Origin of the sequence: Pantoea sp. B566 (assembly GCF_024793925.1) — a bacterium.
Taxonomy (GTDB): Bacteria; Pseudomonadota; Gammaproteobacteria; order Enterobacterales; family Enterobacteriaceae; genus Pantoea; species Pantoea ananatis.
In genome coordinates this window covers 1574553-1592668 of the sequence record NZ_JANUQL010000003.1, presented here as the reverse complement: position 1 = coordinate 1592668, position 18116 = coordinate 1574553, and the positions used below count along the sequence as shown (strand labels likewise).

19 protein-coding genes are annotated in these 18116 nt (G+C 53.8%); 13 read left to right on the top strand and 6 right to left on the bottom strand.

The features are described from left to right. The first annotated feature begins 106 nt into the window (after positions 1-106). On the top strand, positions 107-541 hold the full coding sequence (locus NYE92_RS09000; protein ID WP_013026783.1) for a type II toxin-antitoxin system RatA family toxin: 435 nt from the start codon (positions 107-109) through the stop codon (positions 539-541). After that, positions 534-827, top strand: coding sequence for an RnfH family protein (locus tag NYE92_RS08995; protein ID WP_013026782.1), 294 nt, complete (start codon positions 534-536; stop codon positions 825-827). The genes NYE92_RS09000 and NYE92_RS08995 overlap by 8 nt, the downstream gene beginning before the upstream one ends. Positions 828-957: 130 nt before the next feature. Here NYE92_RS08995 and bamE read toward each other — a convergent pair whose 3' ends face one another. The 3 genes from bamE to nadK all read right to left on the bottom strand — a co-directional run bounded on the left by bamE (position 958) and on the right by nadK (position 4119). Continuing rightward, entirely contained in the window at positions 958-1308 is a 351-nt protein-coding gene (bamE, locus tag NYE92_RS08990) for an outer membrane protein assembly factor BamE (RefSeq protein ID WP_014605250.1), read from the bottom strand. Between the two features lie 186 nt (positions 1309-1494). After that, positions 1495-3156, bottom strand: coding sequence for a DNA repair protein RecN (gene recN / locus NYE92_RS08985; protein ID WP_015699720.1), 1662 nt, complete (start codon positions 3154-3156; stop codon positions 1495-1497). Positions 3157-3240: 84 nt separating this feature from the next. Beyond that, positions 3241-4119 (bottom strand): NAD(+) kinase, encoded by an 879-nt coding sequence (nadK, locus tag NYE92_RS08980; protein WP_015699721.1) that lies wholly within the window; start codon positions 4117-4119, stop codon positions 3241-3243. 122 nt (positions 4120-4241) lie between these two features. Here nadK and grpE point away from each other — a divergent pair, with 122 nt between their 5' ends. Further along, positions 4242-4823, top strand: a complete 582-nt coding sequence (grpE, locus tag NYE92_RS08975) for a nucleotide exchange factor GrpE (protein ID WP_015699722.1) — start codon at positions 4242-4244, stop codon at positions 4821-4823. Positions 4824-4881: 58 nt separating this feature from the next. Here the strand turns inward: grpE and ung are convergent, their stop codons facing one another. After that, positions 4882-5562 carry a uracil-DNA glycosylase gene (gene ung / locus NYE92_RS08970; RefSeq protein WP_019106095.1) on the bottom strand — a complete coding sequence of 227 codons (681 nt, stop codon included), beginning with the start codon at positions 5560-5562 and terminating at the stop codon, positions 4882-4884. 256 nt (positions 5563-5818) lie between these two features. Here ung and grcA point away from each other — a divergent pair, with 256 nt between their 5' ends. Next, on the top strand, positions 5819-6202 hold the full coding sequence (gene grcA / locus NYE92_RS08965) for an autonomous glycyl radical cofactor GrcA (RefSeq protein WP_078829236.1): 384 nt from the start codon (positions 5819-5821) through the stop codon (positions 6200-6202). 208 nt (positions 6203-6410) lie between these two features. Here grcA and srmB read toward each other — a convergent pair whose 3' ends face one another. Next, entirely contained in the window at positions 6411-7739 is a 1329-nt protein-coding gene (gene srmB, locus NYE92_RS08960) for an ATP-dependent RNA helicase SrmB (protein WP_014594342.1), read from the bottom strand. A gap of 167 nt (positions 7740-7906) precedes the next feature. On the opposite strand from srmB, the gene trmN reads away from it, so the two are divergent. Continuing rightward, a complete protein-coding gene (trmN, locus tag NYE92_RS08955; RefSeq protein WP_014605254.1) occupies positions 7907-8659 on the top strand; it encodes a tRNA(1)(Val) (adenine(37)-N(6))-methyltransferase TrmN in 753 nt (250 codons plus the stop codon). On the opposite strand, the gene nadB is transcribed toward trmN, so the two are convergent. Next, a complete protein-coding gene (gene nadB / locus NYE92_RS08950; RefSeq protein ID WP_033774413.1) occupies positions 8641-10302 on the bottom strand; it encodes an L-aspartate oxidase in 1662 nt (553 codons plus the stop codon). The two genes, trmN and nadB, sit on opposite strands and share 19 nt — an antisense overlap. A gap of 371 nt (positions 10303-10673) precedes the next feature. On the opposite strand from nadB, the gene rpoE reads away from it, so the two are divergent. From rpoE to era, 8 genes are all read left to right on the top strand, one after another. Continuing rightward, positions 10674-11252, top strand: coding sequence for an RNA polymerase sigma factor RpoE (rpoE, locus tag NYE92_RS08945; protein ID WP_006120509.1), 579 nt, complete (start codon positions 10674-10676; stop codon positions 11250-11252). A 26-nt stretch (positions 11253-11278) separates the two neighbouring features. After that, on the top strand, positions 11279-11932 hold the full coding sequence (rseA, locus tag NYE92_RS08940; RefSeq protein WP_259018875.1) for an anti-sigma-E factor RseA: 654 nt from the start codon (positions 11279-11281) through the stop codon (positions 11930-11932). After that, positions 11932-12888: a sigma-E factor regulatory protein RseB gene (rseB, locus tag NYE92_RS08935; protein ID WP_013026771.1), complete on the top strand. Its 957-nt coding sequence runs from the start codon at positions 11932-11934 to the stop codon at positions 12886-12888. Before rseA ends, rseB begins: the two co-directional genes overlap by 1 nt. Further along, a complete protein-coding gene (gene rseC / locus NYE92_RS08930) occupies positions 12885-13349 on the top strand; it encodes a SoxR-reducing system protein RseC (protein WP_013026770.1) in 465 nt (154 codons plus the stop codon). Before rseB ends, rseC begins: the two co-directional genes overlap by 4 nt. Positions 13350-13568: 219 nt before the next feature. Next, positions 13569-15368, top strand: coding sequence for a translation elongation factor 4 (gene lepA / locus NYE92_RS08925; protein ID WP_013026769.1), 1800 nt, complete (start codon positions 13569-13571; stop codon positions 15366-15368). A 9-nt stretch (positions 15369-15377) separates the two neighbouring features. Beyond that, a complete protein-coding gene (lepB, locus tag NYE92_RS08920) occupies positions 15378-16352 on the top strand; it encodes a signal peptidase I (RefSeq protein ID WP_014594337.1) in 975 nt (324 codons plus the stop codon). Between the two features lie 131 nt (positions 16353-16483). Beyond that, positions 16484-17164, top strand: a complete 681-nt coding sequence (gene rnc, locus NYE92_RS08915; protein WP_014594336.1) for a ribonuclease III — start codon at positions 16484-16486, stop codon at positions 17162-17164. Positions 17165-17208: 44 nt separating this feature from the next. Next, positions 17209-18114: a GTPase Era gene (era, locus tag NYE92_RS08910; RefSeq protein ID WP_013026766.1), complete on the top strand. Its 906-nt coding sequence runs from the start codon at positions 17209-17211 to the stop codon at positions 18112-18114. Positions 18115-18116 lie beyond the last annotated feature (2 nt).

The window sequence follows — 18116 nt, the reverse complement described above, 5'->3', positions numbered from 1 at the left end:
GGGCAGCAGGAAACAGGGTATTCTAGCACACCATGGCAATGAGGAATTTTTGTTTAATCGCTGAAAATGCTATTATTTAGCGGTTTTGTGACGAACAGGAACCATTATGGCTCAGATTAGTCGTTCGGCGCTTGTCCCCTTTAGCGCCGGACAAATGTACCAACTTGTAAATGATGTGGATGCTTACCCGCAATTCCTGCCGGGCTGCACCGGAAGCCGCGTACTGGATGCCTCAGAGAATCAAATGACGGCTTCAGTCGATGTGTCGAAAGCGGGCATCAGCAAAACATTTACCACCCGAAATACGCTGACCGACAACCAGAGCATTCATATGCAACTGGTCGATGGGCCGTTCCGTAAGCTCACCGGCGGTTGGCGCTTTGTCGATCTCGGGGATGATGCCTGTAAGGTCGAGCTGAGCCTGGAGTTTGAGTTCACCAACATGCTGGTCGAAATGGCATTTGGTCGAATCTTCAAAGAGCTGGCCAACAGCATGGTGCAGGCCTTTACCCAGCGCGCCAAAGAGGTTTACAGTGCCTGATATCTCTGTCGAGGTGGTGTACGCCCTGCCTGAAAAACAGTATCAGCATTACGTAAAACTGGAAGAGGGCAGCACGGTTGAACAGGCTATCCGCAAATCAGGCTTGCTGGAACTGCGGCCTGAAATCGATCTCGCCAGCAACAAGGTGGGGATTTACAGTCATCCGGTAAAACTGAGCGATACCGTACAGGAAGGCGACCGGGTTGAAATTTATCGTCCGCTGATTGCCGACCCAAAAGAGCTTCGTCGTCAACGAGCAGAGCGCGCGGCAAGCAGTAAAAAATAATCTCTCGGTTCGATTTCTGAGCATGAAAAAGGCGCTGATTAGCGCCTTTTTACGTTCTGTCTTTTACGTTCGCTCTTACTGCGTTCGGTGATGCTAAATCGCTTGTCGGTAACGACCCTGGCGTCCTGGATTAATTATCCTGTGAAGAAGACAGCGCGGGCTTGTTATCGATGTTGGTCAGTACGCCGCTACGGTCAAAGGTCAGGGTCAGCGTTTGTTGTTTGACCTTCTCGTGGCCTGGCTCCTCACGGAAGACGTAGTACCAGACATTGCTGCCAAAGGGATCTTTCATCATTGGCGTACCCAGCGTATAGGCAACCTGCTGCTGAGTCATACCGGTGTGAATCTTGGCAACATCGTTAGCAACCAGATAGTTGCCCTGATTGATATCGGGGCGATAAACAACGCGCTCTAAAGTGGAACATCCGGCGGTCATCATTAACATTACCACTGCCGCGGCAGTCAGCGTTTTACAGCGCATCTATACATTCCTTTTCCTGGGCGAAACGCCTTTTACAGGCTGTTCTTCTGCCATCAAATTCTGAACTCTGCCTGCGGCAGGCTTTATTATTCAGGCGACATTAGCTGTCGATGATAATAAACCTTTTCGCTATTGGAAACCTCTACAGAGCATGCATATGACCACGCTGTGGTAAAAAAGTGCATATCAGGCCGCTAAAAGTTCTTTCGCGTTAGCCAGTGTGTTGCGGGTGACCTCGCTGCCGCCCAGTAACCGCGCCAGTTCCTGAAGGCGCGCGCGCTTATCCAGAGGCTGCATATGCGTTTCTGTCATTTCGCCATCGGTTTCCTTGCTGACAAAGAAATGCTGATGTCCACAGCCCGCAACTTGCGGCAGGTGGGTTACGCACATCACCTGGGTAGATTCGCCCAACTGACGCAACATTTTACCCACTACCGCAGCCGTCGGACCGCTAATCCCCACGTCAACTTCGTCGAAAATCATCGCTGGCGTTTCCATTTTCTTCGCGGTGATAACCTGAATCGCCAGCGCGATACGCGACAGCTCACCACCCGAGGCGACTTTACCCAGCGGCTGCAACGGCTGTCCGGGGTTGGTTGTTACCTGAAAATCAATGCGGCTGGCACCGTCGGCGGTCAGTTGCTCCGGGTTGAAGATCAACTCAATGGCAAAGCGACCGTGCGGCATCGAAAGCAGATGCATGCTCTGAGTAATCAACTGCTGTAGCTCGTTGGCATAACGGGTGCGTTGCGCATGCAGTTGCTCCGCGCACGCCAGGGCAGCCTTGTAGTGTTCGGTTACCAACGTCTGCAGGCTTTCCTGATCGCTTTCCTGCTGTGACAGCAGTTCCGCTTCATCCAGCAGTTGCTGGTGCACGGCGGGCAGGCCCTCTGGTGCCACATGATGCTTGCGGGCCAGGGCAATTTGCCGGGAAATGCGCTGTTCCAGCTCATAGAGGCGGTTCGGGTCCAGATCCAGACTGTCGCAGTAGTGACGCAGTTCGTCACTGGCTTCGCTCAGCTGAATGGCGGCTTCTTCCAGCAGGTTATATACACCGCTGACCTTGTCATCCATCGCAGTGAGTTCAGACAGCATCTGACGCGCGCTGTACAGCATGCTGTTCAGATTGGTGTCATCACTGTCGGCTAACAGCTGCAGCGCCTGCTGGCTGGTCGACAGCAACTGGCCGCTGTTCGCCAGGCGCTTGTACTCTTCGTCAATCTGCTCAAATTCCCCTGCCACCGGCGCGAACTCGTTCAGCTCTTTAAGCTGGTACTGCAACAGCTCACGGCGGGATTCCCGCTCCTGCGCCTGTTGCTGATGCTGCGCCAGCGTACGGCAGCTCTGGTGCCATGTCTGATAGGATGCCCGCATCTGAACGAGCAGGTCGTCATGACCGGCGTAGGCATCCAGCAGATGCTTTTGATGATCGGGTTTGAGCAGCAACTGATGGGCATGCTGGCCGTGGATTTGGATCAGCAACTGGCCCAGATCGCGTAACTGCGAGAGAGGAACGGCCGTACCATTGATAAAGCCGCGTGAGCGACCATCGGCGCTGATGACGCGACGCAGCAGGCACTCATTGCCGTCATCGAGATGATTATCGCTCAGCCAGCACTGGGCAGAAGGCGACGCTTTAATTTGAAAGCGCGCACACAGGTCAGCACGGCTGGCCCCCTGACGCACCATGTCCGCATCGGCGCGACCGCCGAGGCACAACCCAAGCGCATCGATAGCAATAGACTTACCTGCACCGGTCTCACCAGTGATGGCGGTCATACCGCGTTGGAAATCAATGTCGAGCTCTCGAACGATAGCGAAATTGCTGATGGTCAGTTGTGCCAGCATAGCGTCACCTGTATGAATAAACACATATGGTTTTTCATACAGTATAAACTGGTTTTTTATCCAGTAAAGAGGGCGCGCTCATTTTCAGAACAATTTTTTTGACCAGCCCAGTTTTGAACTCAGCGTGTTGAAATAACTGTAATTTTTAGGATGGATAAGGTTGAGATGGTTTTCGCTGCGGCGAATCAATACATCTTCTCCTTCCTGGATAGGCAGCGCAATCTGGCTGTCACAGCTGATCTCAAGGTCATTACGCCGTGCCGAGAAACGCAGCCGAATCGTACTGCTGCTGTTGATCACCAGCGGGCGCGCCGACAAGGTGTGCGGGAACATGGGCACAATGGTAATAGCGTCGAGCGACGGTGTTAAAATCGGGCCGCCCGCTGAAAGCGAGTAGGCGGTGGAACCGGTAGGCGTGGAAATAATCAGGCCATCGGAACGCTGCGAGAAGGCAAAGACTTCGTCGATGTACACTTCAAACTCGATCATGTGCGCGACTTTGCCCGGATGCAGCACCACTTCATTGATGGCGCTGCCAATACGCGGGGAGCAATCCGTCTTGCAGACCTGCGCTTCCAGCAGAAAGCGGCTTTCGACAAAATAGTTGCCGTTCAGCACTTCATCGAGCTGGTGATGGGCGTTATCGGGGTCAAGATCGGTTAAAAACCCTAAATTACCGCGGTTAATGCCAATCACTTTTATGTCATAACGCGCCAGTACTCTGGCGGCACCTAACATATTGCCGTCGCCGCCCACCACGACGGCCAGATCGGCCTGTTGGCCAATCTCAGCCAGCGTACCGGTCTGAACATCCCCCAGCGACAGTTCCTGTGCAATCTGCTGTTCAACGATAACGGGATAGCCTTTGGCAGTCAGCCAGCGACACAGCATCTCATGTGTAGTGAGCGCGGTAGGATGGCGTGGATGGCCCACAATACCAATGCAGTTAAAGTGTTTGTTCATCGAGTGGGTGTTCCTCATAAGCCAAATCGGCACGATGATGTGACGTGTTCCCTTGAATCCGTCAAACCAATCCCCATAATAAGCCAACCAGCGACGTGAATGTGCAAAACGCGGAGAAATTCATGAGTAGTAAAGAACAGAACACCCCAAACGAGCAAGTCTCAGACGAAATTCAACAGGATCAACACCAACCTCAGGACGCGGAGACAGCAGTAGAGGTGGATCCGCGTGATGAGCGCATCGCTCAGCTTGAAGCTGAGTTAGCCCAGTTGCAGACGGGCGTGCGTGATGCGCAGCTGCGTGCGCAGGCAGAAATTGAAAACGTTCGCCGCCGCACCGAGATGGATATTGAAAAAGCGCACAAGTTTGCGCTGGAGAAGTTTGCCAATGAGCTGCTTCCGGTGATCGATAGCCTGGAACGTGCACTGGAACTGGCCAACAAAGAAGACGAGAAGTCTGCCTCTATGGTTGAAGGCATTGAGCTTACGCTGAAATCCCTGCTGGGCGCGGTGCGTAAATTCGGTGTTGAAGTGGTCGGCGAAACCGGTGTGCCCTTTAATCCTGAAGTGCACCAGGCGATGTCGATGATGGAGTCTGAGGATGTCGAGCCTAACCACGTCATGATGGTCATGCAACGCGGTTATACGCTTAACGGCCGCCTGCTGCGTCCGGCCATGGTTGCCGTGGCGAAAGCGAAAGCCTGATTACTGTCTCACCCTGCAAACGGCCGCGCACTGACGCGGCCGTTTGTGTTTATGGCGTTTACTCAGGTAATACCGGCGTCCAGTTAATCGGCGTTTTACCGGCATCGCGTAACAGCGCATTGGTTTGGGAAAAATGCTGGCAGCCAAAGAAGCCACGATGCGCGGAAAGCGGGGAAGGGTGCGGCGCCTGCAGCACGTGATGGCGCTTGCGATCGATAATGCTGCCTTTCTTCTGGGCGTGCGAGCCCCACAGTAGAAAGATCACGCCTTCACGCTGTTCGTTGATAGCTTTAATCACCGTATCGGTAAAGGTTTCCCATCCCAGCCGGGCGTGAGAGTGCGCTTTACCGGCTTCAACAGTCAGTACGGTGTTCAGTAACATCACGCCCTGTTCCGCCCAGCTTGCCAGATAACCATGGCTGGGCCGCTCAAACCCCGGAATGTCCTGCTGCAGCTCTTTGTACATGTTCTGCAGTGACGGCGGCGTCTGCACGCCCGGTAGCACAGAGAAAGCCAGCCCGTGTGCCTGGTTCGGGCCGTGATAAGGGTCCTGCCCCAGAATCACGACGTTAACGTCACCTAATTCGGTTAAGCGAAACGCGTTAAACACATCTTTCTGAGGCGGATAAACCGTTACGCCTGCGGCCCGCTGATTCGCGACATGCTTCAGGGTTTCGATGAAGTAGGGTTTTTCTTTCTCTTCGGCCAGCACGTCGTGCCAGGTCAGCTTTTCAGCCATGATCAACTCCCTTGTATTTCGAACCCTAAGCTTAGCGGTTCAGTCTTCAGACATGAAGCCCAAAAATTTTTGAAGAATTAAACAAAATTTTCCTAAGGCGGGTTTTTAAAATCAAAAGCTTACCAGGGTGGCGATAAAACGCCCGGCGGTAATTGATGCAGGTCAAAACTATGGCAGACATCGGGTGGTATACCAACAGCTCAAATTGACTGAGTCACGGTGTAGACGAAGGTCGCACCTTGCAGGAGGGATTGAAATGATCACAGGTATTCAGATTACCCAATCGAGTAATCCGGCGTTAATTAACTCTTTCTGGCTGCTGGACGAAGAAAAAGCCGAAGCGCGCTGCCTCTGTGCCGTTGCAGGCTTTCAGGAGGATCAGATTGTGAAGATTGGGGAGTTAGGCGACGTGGCTTACCGCGACGTGCCGGTTGAGGTGAAACCTCAGGTTCGCGTAGAGGGCGGTCAGCATCTCAACGTCAACGTATTGCGCCGCGAAACGCTGGAAGATGCCGTGAAACATCCCGAAAAGTATCCCCAACTGACAATCCGTGTTTCAGGCTATGCCGTGCGCTTTAACTCACTGACCGCGGAACAGCAGCGCGATGTGATTGCCCGTACCTTTACTGAAAGTTTGTAACGGATCGGGCGCTGAAATAAAACGCAGCGCCTGTCTGCAAAATTTATCAATGTTAACAATATGATAAATTTGATTGGGTAAGCGCGCGTTTGGGCTGGCAGGCCAGCGTGGGCTGTTCGATGCTAAAATCATGCTAAAAGCATATTTACAGGCCTTTCAAAAACAAAAATCGCCTCACTGGAGGCGATTTTTTTAAGTCCGTGCTGATTTATTCCGCACTCTCGCTGCCCGGCGTACTGCCGCTCGGCTTGCGACGCTTGCCCACGTTTTTGAGGTCACGGTGACGCTTTTTAACCCGCGGTTTCTCTTCTTCTTTCGCTTTTTTCTCTGCACGCTTGGCAAGCGCCTTTTTCGACGGTTTTCCCGTCGTTTTCGCCGAAGGCGCGCGCGTAACAGGACGCAGCTCGTCAATCACCCGGGCTTTAATCGGTTCATCAACATAGCGGCTGACTTTACCCAGCAGCAGATGGTCGTGTGCTTCAACCAGCGAAATCGCGATACCTTTACGACCGGCCCGGCCAGTACGGCCAATGCGGTGCAGATAGGTGTCAGCGGTGCGCGGCATATCGAAGTTGATGACGTGGCTGACATCGTCGACGTCAATGCCGCGTGCGGCAATATCGGTCGCCACCAGCACATTGACGCGGCCCTCGACCAGGCGTTTAATCGCCTCATTGCGTTTAGCCTGCACCATTTCACCTTCAAGGTAGCTGGTGCGGATACCGGCATCATGCAGCCAACTGACCAGCTCGTGCAGACGTTCGCGCTTGCGCACAAACACAATTGAACGGGTCACTTCCGGCTGCTTTAACAGATGAACCAGCAGCTTTGTCTTGTGCTCAAGATCGTCGGCGCGGTGATACCACTGCTGGATCTTCTTACGCTCGCGACGGCTGGGATCGGCTTCCAGTTCAACCGGTTCATTCAGCAGGCGCTCGGCAAAATCCTTGATATGCTCGCCTTCCAGCGTGGCAGAAAACAGCATCGTCTGTTTGCGCCAGCGCGTTTCGCCCGCGATGGTTTCAATATCCTGAGCAAAGCCCATGTCCAGCATGCGGTCGGCTTCATCCAGGATCAGCGTTTCTACAGCGCGGCAGTCAAAGTTTTCTTCTTTAATGTATTGCAGCAGACGACCGGTGGTGGCAACCACGACATCCTGATTTTCGCTAAACACTTCAGCGTGGTTCATGAAGGCCACGCCGCCAGTGATGGTGGCGATATCCAGATGCGTGTGTTTCGCCAGTTCCCGTGCCTGGTCGGCAACCTGCATGGCCAGCTCACGGGTTGGCGTTAAAATTAAAATACGCGGCGGGCCAGACTTCTTGCGCGGAAAATCGAGCAGGTGCTGCAACACCGGTAATAAATACGCGGCGGTTTTCCCGGTCCCGGTAGGTGCCGAACCCAGAACGTCGCGGCCCTCCAGCGCGGGGGGAATGGCAGCAGCCTGAATTGCTGTCGGGCGCGTATAGCCTTTCTCCTGCAGCGCTTCAAGCAGGCTTTCGTCGAGTTCAAGTTCGGAAAATGTGGTTACGGTCATGTTCTACCTCAGTTTGGGGCGCTGATTATAGACAGATCGAACATAATCTTCATCTGTTTATCGGTATTGACTGCGCCAGATTACGTCAACGGCGTGAATTCCCCAACCCACCACGTTACACTTACGCCTTGCCGTACGGCAGGATAAAAGGTGAATGGTCGCTGAGTATGATGCAGGACAAGCCGCAGGCGCGGCCACAATTAAAAAAGAACGGTTTTACCTTCAAGCAGTTTTTTGTTGCACATGACCGCTGTGCGATGAAGGTCGGCACAGATGGTATTTTGCTGGGCGCATGGGCACCGGTCGCCGGGGTGAAGCGGATTCTCGATATCGGCACCGGTTCGGGCCTGATAGCCCTGATGCTGGCCCAGCGTACTCCGTCGAATGTCGACGTGGATGCCGTAGAGTTAGATCCGGACGCCGCACAGCAGGCGCATGAAAACATCCAGCAGTCGCCGTGGGCAGCGCGAATGCAGGTTCATCAACAGGATATCGCCCAGTGGGCTGAAAACTGCGAAGCGCGTTACTCGCTTATCGTCAGTAATCCTCCTTATTTTGATCCCGGTGTGGCCTGCGCAACCCCGGCTAGAGACAGCGCACGTGCCACCGGTTCATTAGATCATCAGACGTTATTGCGCTGTGCGGCCGCGCTGATCGAAGAAGAGGGATTTTTCTGTGTGGTCTTACCCGAAGCGACAGGGCAGCAGGTTATCGCGCTGGCACAGGCTGACGGCTGGCACTTACGCTTTCGTTTTGATGTAGCAGAGTACGCACATCGTCCCCCGCATCGGGTTCTGCTGGGCTTTTCCCCCAGCCCCGGCGAAACCCTGTTTGAGCGGCTGGCTATTCGCGATGCAGACAGGCAGTACTCAGACGCCTGGCAAAGCCTGACGCGTGACTTCTATTTGTTTATGTCCTGACCCGGTTGCAGCACGGTAGGCTGGGCCTCAGGGAGCAAATCCGGATAGTCGCGGATAAAATGCAGCCCGCGGCTCTCTTTTCTCTGTAGCGCACAGCGCACCATCAGCTCAGCCACCTGCACCAGGTTACGCAGCTCCAGCAGGTTATTGGACAGGCGGAAATGGTGGTAATACTCGTCTATCTCCTGTTGCAGCAGGGTAATGCGGCGCAGTGCCCGCTCCAGCCGTTTGGTGGTGCGGACAATGCCTACGTAATCCCACATAAACAGCCGCAGCTCATGCCAGTTATGCTGAATCACCACCCGTTCATCGGCATCATCCACCTGGCTGTCGTCCCAGGCCGGCAGGTTATCAACGGCTTCGACCTCCGGTAAAACACGCAGCAGATCCTCCGCTGCCGACCAGCCATATACAAGGCATTCGAGCAGCGAGTTGGAGGCCATGCGATTGGCACCGTGCAGGCCGGTGTAGCTGACTTCACCGATGGCATACAGGCCGTTGATATCGGTGCGGCCCTGCGCGTTGACCATGACGCCGCCGCAGGTGTAGTGCGCGGCAGGCACCACCGGGATCCTGTCTTTGGTCAGATCGAAACCAAAGGTCAGCAGTTTTTCGTAGATCATCGGGAAGTGTGAACGCACAAAGGCTTCAGGCTGATGGCTGATATCCAGATACATACAGTCAACGCCAAGGCGTTTCATCTCGTGATCGATGGCGCGGGCGACAATGTCGCGCGGCGCCAGTTCAGCGCGCGCATCGAAGTCGGGCATAAAACGCGAGCCGTCGGGCCGCACCAGCCAGGCCCCTTCGCCGCGCAGCGCTTCAGTGAGCAGAAAGTTTTGTGCCTGGGGATGAAACAAGCAGGTCGGATGAAACTGGTTAAACTCCAGATTAGCCACGCGACATCCCGCCCGCCAGGCCATCGCAATACCATCACCAGAGGCGATATCGGGGTTGGTCGTGTACTGATACACTTTGGCCGCGCCGCCCGTTGCCAGCACCACGGCACGTGCGCGGCAGGTCTCAACCCGTTCACGATTACGGTTCCAAATCCAGGCGCCGGTCACCCGGCGCGGGCCCGGCAGGCCGAGCTTATCCGAAAGAATCAGATCCACCGCGTTGGTGCGCTCGAGAATGCGGATATTGGGATGATGCAACGCTTTGCCTACCAGCGTGGTTTCCACTTCGCGACCCGTCGCATCCGCGCTGTGCAGGATACGGCGGTGGCTGTGGCCGCCTTCACGCGTCAGGTGATAGCGCATCTCGCCTGCAGCCTGGGGATCGGTATCAAATGCCACGCCGTTATCAATCAGCCATTGCACGCAGTGCCGCGCATTGCTGGCCACAAAGGAGACGGCGGCCCGATCGCATAAACCTGCACCCGCGATCAGCGTGTCTTCCACATGTGAATCAATGCTGTCGGTTTCGTCAAAAACCGCCGCAATCCCGCCTTGCGCATACAGCGTCGAGCCTTCATTGACCTGCGCTTTGCTTAATACGGTGACCTGATAATGCTCTGCCAGACGCAATGCCAGCGACAATCCCGCTGCACCGCTGCCGACGATAAGGACATCACACTGATAATCAGAGGAAGAGAAAATTGTCATAGTGTTTAATTTACTAAACAAGAATGGACCGAGCATAAGCGTTTGGACATTTTTTGTGAAGTATTTTGAACACAAACGCGGCAATATGCGTGTCTGAAAATTAATTCATTAGTGATATCAAGAGGTTAATGTTTTGCAGGTTTAAATCGGGTTTTTTATACCAAACTTAATCGATTACAAGGATTTAAAGATGAAAAAGCTGTTGTCATAGGTTACTCTGCCTGCGATTTGCGCGCGTTACACTGAACGAAAATGAACAAACTGTGTGATTTTGCCGCAAAGTGGCTTAAAAGAGGCCGAGAGTGAACTTTTTGCCACGCAATGACTCAAAGCGCATGCTTGCTCAATAGCGGTGTGCTGGCAGTTCCTTAACGCATAAGAAAGTATTTGGGGAGACATTACCTCGGATGAGCGAGCAGTTAGCGGACCAGGTTCTTGTTGAACGGGTTCAGAAGGGGGATCAAAAGGCGTTTAACTTACTGGTAATTCGTTACCAGCATAAAGTGGCGAGCCTGGTCTCACGATATGTCCCTTCAGGCGATGTGCCTGATGTCGTTCAGGAATCATTTATTAAGGCTTATCGTGCGCTGGACTCGTTCCGGGGCGATAGCGCGTTTTACACCTGGCTGTATCGTATAGCAGTGAATACAGCAAAAAATTATTTGGTCGCTCAGGGGCGTCGTCCGCCTTCCAGTGATGTTGATGCAATTGATGCTGAAAACTTCGAAAGTGCGGGCGCATTGAAAGAAATTTCGAACCCTGAGAACTTAATGTTGTCAGATGAACTGAAACAAATCGTCTTTCGTACCATCGAGGCGCTTCCTGAGGACTTGCGAATGGCAATTACCCTCAGGGAACTTGACGGTCTGAGCTATGAAGAGATCGCCGTCATTATGGATTGCCCGGTGGGCACGGTCAGGTCCCGTATCTTCCGTGCACGTGAGGCCATTGATAATAAAGTTCAACCGCTTATCCAACGTCAGTGATAACGGCTACTGGAAGGGTATTAGGCATGCAGAAAGAAAAACTTTCCGCTTTAATGGATGGTGAGGCTTTAGACAGTGAGCTGTTTTCAGCGCTGTCTAAAGACGCAGAATTACAAAAAAGCTGGGAACGCTACCATCTTATCCGCGATACCATGCGCGGTGACGTGGGCGAGCACCTGCATTTTGACATTGCTGCACGCGTCGCTGCTGCGATTGAAAAAGAGCCTCAGCGCAACGTCACAACCTTGATCCCCGAAGCACAGCCCGAACCTTCTCGCTGGGAAAAAATGCCGTTCTGGCATAAAGCTCGCCCGTGGGCGGCACAGATTACCCAGGTTGGTGTCGCCGCCTGTGTTTCCCTGGCTGTTATCGTTGGCGTTCAGCACTATAACCAACCGGGTAGCGGCAGCGTCGAAAGTTCTGATTCGCCGGTCTTCAACACCTTACCTGTCATGGGTAAAGCCTCTCCCGTGAGCCTTGGCGTGCCATCGGATGCCTTTGGCAACGGTAATGCGACTCAGCAGGTGCAGGATCAACGTCGTCGCGTGAATGCCATGCTGCAGGACTATGAACTCCAGCGTCGCCTGCATGCGGATCAGCTGCAGTTCGAAACCAATGCGCCTAAACAAGCGCAGGCCAATGTCCCTGGTAATCAGTCATTAGGAATCCAGCAGCAGTAATGAAGCCGCTATGGTATGCCGTCAGCCTTTTGGCAGGCAGCCTGTTGTGGTCATCTGCCGCCCCAGCGCAGGTTTCTGCGTCTGGGGCGTTATTGCAGCAGATGGAGCAGGCAAGCCAGACCCTCAACTACGAATTCGCCTACATTAACGTTTCCCGCCTTGGCATGGAATCTCTGCGCTATCGTCATGCGGTTATCGACGATCGCGTTTATGCGCAGGTGCTGCAGATGGACGGTCCGCGTCGTGAAGTGATTCAACGTGGCAACGACATCAGCTATTTTGAACCTGGCATTGAGCCTTTCTCGCTACCGGGCAACCACATTGTGGATGCGCTACCGTCCATTATTTACGCCGATTTTGGCAAGCTGGATACCGCCTACGATTTTATCACCGTGGGCCGTTCACGCATTGCCGACCAGATGTGCGACGTAGTGCGCATCGTTTCACGCGATGGCACGCGCTACAGCTACGTTGTCTGGCTGGACGTGGATACCAAGCTGCCGCTCCGGGTCGATTTGCTTGACCGGGATGGTGAAACGATGGAGCAGTTTCGCGTTATCAGCTTCGCGGTGGACGATGGCGTTCGCAATCTGATGCAGGGGCTGGAGAAAGCGAATTTGCCGCCGTCGCTGTCGTTAACTAAAACCGATAACGTTTCGTTAGACTGGCAGCCCGCCTGGCTCCCCGCTGGCATGACGCTGGTCTCGCAAAGTCGTCGCACCATTCCCGCGTTAAATAAATCGGTTGAATCACGGCTCTACAGCGATGGCCTGTTTAGCTTTGCGGTCAATGTCACTCCGGCAGATAAAAACAGCACCGCACAGACATTGCGCACGGGACGTCGTACGGTGCAAACCGTAATACGCGATAATAACGAAATTACGGTCGTCGGCGAACTACCGCCCGTGACGGCCAAACGTATCGCAGACAGCGTCGAATTCGGGGCAAAAAAATGATGAGAGAATGGGCCACTGTGGTGGCATGGCAGGATGGCATCGCCACGCTGCACACTGAAGCTAAAACGTCCTGCAACAGCTGTCAGGCACGTAAAGGCTGCGGTAGCCATATGCTGAATAAGCTGGGGCCAAAGAACGCGCACGTGATGCAGATCGCCAGCAGCAAGCCGTTGACGCCGGGCCAGCGTGTTGAACTCGGTATCAAAGAGAGCAGCCTGCTGGGTTCCGCGCTGCTGGTTTATATGACGCCTCTGTTTGGCCTGTTCCTGTTTGCCGGCCTGTTTCAGGCGCTGTTTGGTAGCGACCTCGCTGCGGCCTGCGGCGCGCTGTTAGGCGGCGTGGGAGGCTTTATCGTGGCCAAAGGTATTTCGATGAAATTTGGCGATCGCGAGGCATTCCAGCCCGTTATTTTGAACATCGCTTTGCCGCCGGATGCACTGCGCGTTGAAAGCGAAGCCTGATCCTCACTCAAGCCGCACTTGCTGCGGCTTCTGTCATTATGGCGCCTCGCCAAAAACTGTTTCGCTTCCACAACGTTCCATTCTTTTATGCGCGGCCTTAACAGTGTAATATGCGTCGTCATTAATGAGGCTGACAGGATTGTGGGTTAAGAGCGATCTTCCTGAATGTGTCTGTGCTCAGGTTTCTAACTGATTCTCTACGTGAAGATATTCCTATAAATGAAGCACATAAGAAATTTCTCCATCATCGCCCATATTGACCACGGTAAATCCACGCTCTCTGACCGCTTAATTCAGATTTGCGGGGGATTAACCGATCGCGAGATGGCCGCGCAGGTTCTTGACTCAATGGACCTGGAGCGTGAACGTGGCATTACTATTAAGGCGCAGAGCGTAACGCTCGATTACAAAGCAAAAGACGGCGAAACTTACCAGCTCAATTTCATCGACACGCCGGGACACGTTGACTTCTCGTATGAGGTTTCCCGCTCACTGGCCGCCTGTGAAGGCGCACTGCTGGTGGTTGATGCCGGACAGGGCGTTGAAGCACAAACCCTGGCCAACTGCTACACCGCGATTGAGATGGATCTGGAAGTAGTGCCGGTGCTGAATAAGATCGATTTGCCAGCCGCCGATCCCGATCGTGCCGCGCAGGAAATCGAAGACATCGTAGGCATTGACGCGACCGACGCCGTGCGTTGCTCAGCCAAAACTGGCGTGGGCGTACCTGAAGTGCTGGAGCGTTTAGTTCGCGACATCCCGGCACCAGAGGGCGATCCGGACGCCCCTTTGCAGGCGCTGATTATTGACTCCTGGTTCGATAACTACCTCGGCGTTGTATCGCTGGTGCGCGTGAAAAACGGCACTATGCGCAAAGGCGACAAAATCAAGGTGCTGAGCACCGGGCAGGTCTACAATGCTGACCGTCTGGGTATCTTCACGCCGAAGCAGGTTGACCGTACCGAGCTGAACTGCGGTGAAGTCGGCTGGCTGGTGTGCGCCATCAAAGACATTCTTGGCGCACCCGTGGGCGATACGCTGACCACGGCACGCAACCCTGCGGATAAAGCCTTACCCGGCTTTAAAAAAGTGAAGCCGCAGGTTTATGCCGGTCTGTTCCCCATCAGTTCTGATGATTACGAAGCGTTCCGTGATGCGTTGGGCAAGCTGAGCCTGAACGATGCCTCGCTGTTCTACGAGCCAGAAAGCTCAACGGCGCTGGGCTTTGGTTTCCGCTGTGGCTTCCTTGGGCTGCTGCACATGGAGATCATTCAGGAACGTCTGGAACGCGAATACGATCTGGATCTGATTACGACCGCGCCGACGGTGGTGTACGAAGTGGAAACCACAAGCGGTGAAGTCGTCTACGTGGACAGCCCTTCGAAGCTGCCACCGCTTAATAATATTGAAGAGCTGCGCGAACCCATTGCCGAGTGTCATATGCTGCTGCCGCAGGAATACCTGGGCAACGTCATCACGCTGTGCATCGAGAAACGTGGCGTTCAGACCAACATGGTTTACCACGGCAACCAGGTGGCGCTGACCTATGAGATTCCGATGGCGGAAGTGGTTCTCGACTTCTTTGACCGTCTGAAATCAACGTCTCGGGGTTATGCCTCACTGGACTACAATTTTAAACGTTTTCAGGCCTCTGACATGGTGCGCGTTGACGTTCTGATTAACTCAGAACGTGTTGATGCGCTGGCGCTGATTACCCACCGTGAAAACGCACCTTACCGTGGACGTGATCTGGTTGAGAAAATGAAAGAGCTCATCCCACGTCAGCAGTTTGATATTGCGATTCAGGCGGCAATTGGCAACCACATTATCGCTCGCTCAACCGTTAAACAGCTACGTAAGAACGTACTCGCCAAGTGTTACGGCGGTGACGTCAGTCGTAAGAAAAAGCTGTTGCAGAAGCAGAAAGATGGTAAGAAGCGAATGAAGCAGGTCGGTAACGTTGAGCTGCCGCAGGAAGCATTCCTCGCCATTCTGCATGTCGGAAAAGACAGCAAATAAGGATCTCAAATGGCTAATATGTTCGCCCTGATACTGGCGATAGCGACGTTGATTACCGGCATTCTTTGGGTGATCGATCGTATTAAGTGGGCACCAAAGCGTCGTGCGTTGCAGGCGGCGGCGCAGGCGCAGGCGGGCGGAACACTCGACAGCAAAGCGCTGGCGAAAATGGCCCCTAAACCGGGCTGGATTGAAACCGCCGCATCGGTGTTTCCGGTGCTGGCCGTGGTGTTCTTTGTGCGCTCGTTTGTGTATGAGCCATTCCAGATCCCGTCCGGTTCTATGATGCCAACCCTGCTGATTGGTGACTTTATTCTGGTCGAAAAGTTTGCGTATGGCATTAAAGATCCCATTACGCAAACGACGCTGATCCCTACCGGGCATCCAAAACGGGGCGATATCGCGGTGTTTAAATACCCGAAGGATCCCAGCCTGGATTACATCAAGCGCGTGATCGGTCTGCCTGGCGATCGGGTGACCTACGATCCGTACAGTAAAACGCTGACCATTAATCCGGCCTGCGATAACGGCAAGCCCTGTAGCAAAGCGCTGCCCGTCACCTATAGCAATATTGAACCCAGCAAATTTGTTCAAACGTTTAGCGGGTTTGATGGTAACGAAGCGGGTAACGGTTTCTATCAGCTACCGCTGAATGACACCATGCGGGGGGGATTACGTCTGGCCACGCGCAAAGAAACCCTGGGCGATGTAACGCATGACATCCTGTTGGTGACAGAAGCACAAAGCCAGGCGAGCATGTACTATCAGCAGCCCGGCCAGCCGCAGGCCAGCTGGGTCGTGCCGCAGGGGCAATATTTCATGATGGGTGATAACCGCGATAACAGCGCCGACAGCCGCTACTGGGGCTTTGTTCCCGAGCGTAACCTGGTGGGTAAAGCGGTCGCCATCTGGATGAGTTTCGAAAAACAAGAAGGTCAGTGGCCAACCGGCGTACGACTCAGTCGTATCGGTGGTATCCACTAACCATAGCCTGACAGTCAGGTGAAAAGGGTGGCCCTCCAGGTGGGGGGCCACTGCACACCAAACAGAATGAGTTGGTTCTCCAGCCCTGTTTGGTATGCAGAGTGACAGACGCAAAACAGAACTGGAATCGCATGAACCCCATCTTGATTAACAAGCTTCAGCGCAAACTGGGCTACACTTTTACACATTCTGAACTTTTACAGCAGGCCCTGACCCATCGAAGCGCCAGCAGTAAACATAACGAACGTCTTGAGTTTTTAGGCGATTCCATTCTCAGCTATGTGATTGCTAACGCGCTCTATCACCGTTTTCCACGCGTGGATGAAGGGGATATGAGCCGTATGCGTGCAACCCTGGTCAGGGGAAATACGCTGGCAGAGATGGCGCGCGAGTTTGATTTGGGAGAATGCCTGCGTTTAGGCCCCGGTGAATTAAAAAGCGGGGGCTTTCGCCGTGAGTCCATTCTGGCGGACACCGTCGAAGCGCTGATTGGCGGCGTTTTCCTCGACAGTGATATTCAGACGGTGGAAAAACTGATCCTCGACTGGTATCAGACGCGCCTGGACGAAATCAGTCCGGGTGACAAACAAAAAGATCCCAAAACGCGCCTGCAGGAGTATCTGCAAGGCCGGCATCTGCCACTACCCAGTTACTTAGTCGTGCAGGTACGTGGCGAAGCCCACGATCAGGAATTCACCATTCACTGTCAGGTGAGTGGCATGGCAGAACCGGTGGTGGGCGTAGGCTCCAGCCGCCGTAAAGCCGAACAAGCAGCCGCCGAACAGGCGCTGATTAAACTTGGTCTGGAATAGTATTATCCCGGCGCTTTAACAGGCGCTAAAACCTCAGGATTCGAATGAGCGAAAACGTTACATACAGCGGCTTTGTCGCGATAGTTGGCCGACCCAACGTCGGTAAATCCACCTTACTGAACCAGTTGCTGGGGCAGAAGGTTTCGATTACGTCGCGTAAGCCGCAAACCACTCGTCACCGCATTATGGGTATCCATACGGAAGGCGCCTACCAGGCGATCTATGTGGATACGCCAGGCCTGCACATGGAAGAGAAACGGGCGATTAACCGCCTGATGAACCGTGCTGCCAGCAGTTCTATCGGTGACGTTGAACTCATCATCTTTGTGGTGGACGGCACGCGCTGGACGCCGGATGACGAAATGGTATTAAACAAGCTGCGCGATGGCAAAGTGCCCGTGCTGCTGGCGATCAATAAAGTCGACAATATTCAGGACAAAAGTATTCTGCTGCCGCACCTGCAGTTCCTGAGCCAGCAAATGAACTTTATCGATATTGTGCCGATTTCAGCAGAAACCGGTAAAAATGTGGATACCATCGCCGCCATTGCCCGTAAGCATCTGCCGGAATCTGACCATCACTTCCCGGAAGATTACATTACCGATCGTTCGCAGCGCTTTATGGCCTCAGAAATCATCCGTGAAAAGCTGATGCGTTTTCTGGGGGCTGAACTGCCTTACTCGGTCACGGTTGAAATCGAACAGTTCGTGTCGAATGCGCGCGGCGGTTATGACATCAACGGTCTGATTTTGGTCGAGCGTGAAGGGCAGAAGAAAATGGTGATTGGTAACAAAGGCGCCAAAATCAAAACCATCGGTATCGAAGCCCGTAAAGACATGGAAGAGATGTTCGATGCGAAAGTGCATCTCGAACTGTGGGTCAAAGTTAAATCCGGCTGGGCGGACGACGAACGTGCGCTGCGCAGCCTGGGTTACACAGACGATCTCTGATT